This is a genomic window from Flavobacterium sp. (assembly GCF_013822155.1).
Lineage (GTDB): Bacteria > Bacteroidota > Bacteroidia > Flavobacteriales > Flavobacteriaceae > Flavobacterium.
On the sequence record NZ_PNJW01000178.1, the window covers coordinates 1 to 1,380 of the forward strand.

Sequence of the window (1,380 nt, forward strand, 5' to 3'; positions counted from 1 at the left end):
AGCATTAGAAAAAGTTAAAGAAGAGGCTGATGAAAATTTAGAAGGTATTGTAGAAAGTTATAATGAGGTTAAAGCTAACGAGAAAGTAATCAACTCTTTTGCACAAAAAGTCCAGGAAAGAGACAACAGACTTATTGAACTGCAACAACTTACAGATGAAAACAAACAAAAATTAGCTGACTACGAAAACGAAAGAATAAAAATATTGGATGAGGCAAAAAAACTTATTGAAAGTGCCAAAACAGCCCTAAATTATAAAACCGCTGAAGGTATCAGTGCCTCTTTTCAAACACAACATGAAGATGCTAGGAAATGGAAATTTTCAGGTTCTTGGATAATAGCATCATCAATATTCATTGTAATTGCTATAGGACTAGGAATTTGGATTTTGACCGAAAAGACAGATGAATTACATATTATTATCGGTAGGATTGCCTTAATTCCATTGCCAATTATAGCAGCAATATTCTGTGCTAATCAATATGTAAAACAGAAAAATATCATTGAAGATTATGCTTATAAAATGGTTTTAGCAAAATCAATTGTGGGCTTCTCGGAACAACTTAAAAAGGACTCATCAGAAGATAAGGGTGAATATGTTCACTATATGAAAGTAGCTTTAGATGAAATACATAAAGACCCTTTGAGGAAGAGAAATTCAACCAAATCAGAAGATAAATCAGGAAACAAAATTGAGAACTTGTCATTAAAAGATTTTGTCGATGTGGTTGATAAGCTAAGTAAAATAGGTAAATAATAAAAATGAGCAACACCATTACATTAAAAGCAATAGGTGAAAAGGATTTTTTAAACAATCACTTTTTTATCCCTTACTATCAAAGAGGCTATCGCTGGACGGATAAGGAGATAACCGATTTACTCAATGATATTTATGAGTTTCAAAACAAACGTGGCAAAGAGGAAGGCGAATTTTATTGCCTACAACCTATAGTAGTTATTAATAAAAATGGTATTTGGGAAGTGATTGACGGACAGCAACGATTAACTACCATTTTTATCCTATTGACCTATCTGAAAGATGCAAGGGAAATAAATTTCAGTTCTAGTAATTTATATACTATTGAATATGAGACTCGAGAAAAAGAAGGGGTCAGCAGCAAACAGTTCTTAAATAACTTGCATAACATCACAGCTATTGATAAGACTAATGCTGATTTTTACAACATGAGTTGGGCCTATATAACTATCAAAAATTGGTTTATAGAAAATCAGATTAATAAAGGTAAGTTTTTGAGCACTTTGCTCGATACAAATAAGGAAAATGATGTAGACCTTGAAAATAACATCCGGTTTATTTGGTATGAAGTTACTGAAGAAACAGACAATCCTATAGAGATTTTCACGCGTCTTAATATGGGT

Annotated in this window: 2 protein-coding genes; both read left to right on the top strand. The window is 32.0% G+C overall.

What is annotated here, in order from left to right; genetic code table 11:
• Nucleotides 1-757, top strand: a 757-nt coding sequence (locus C0512_RS15740; protein WP_290863282.1) for a hypothetical protein, incomplete at its 5' end; no start/stop codon positions are given.
• Between the two features lie 5 nt (nt 758-762).
• Nucleotides 763-1,380, top strand: a 618-nt coding sequence (locus C0512_RS15745; RefSeq protein ID WP_290863284.1) for a DUF262 domain-containing protein, incomplete at its 3' end; no start/stop codon positions are given.